Source organism: Psychromonas arctica, from assembly GCF_038155225.1.
Classification (GTDB): domain Bacteria; phylum Pseudomonadota; class Gammaproteobacteria; order Enterobacterales; family Psychromonadaceae; genus Psychromonas; species Psychromonas arctica_B.
This window is the reverse complement of record NZ_JBAKBA010000481.1, coordinates 1-207: the sequence shown is the minus strand read 5'-3', so window position 1 is coordinate 207 and position 207 is coordinate 1. Positions and strand designations below refer to the sequence as shown.

At 37.7% G+C, this 207-nt stretch carries 1 pseudogene; it reads right to left on the bottom strand.

Features of this window, described 5'->3' with window-relative positions:
* Nucleotides 1–207 (bottom strand): annotated as a pseudogene (locus V6255_RS19160) (SulA-like leucine-rich domain-containing protein); the annotation flags it as partial.

The following is a 207-nucleotide window of genomic DNA, read 5'->3' as shown; positions in this document are numbered from 1 at the left end:
TGATAGTTCGTTTACCCAAGTTACTACGGTGCAATAGCTCCTGCTTTTTAGTAATGTAGATAGTAGTGAAAGGTTATCACCGACATTGCTTGAATCGATCATTAATACACGTCTTTTATCGACTCCTGCCTTTTGGAATAATTGTGTATTCGGTTTACCAGGAGGAGCTAGAAATAAAATCCAACCGTTATCTTGTCCTGTTTGTAT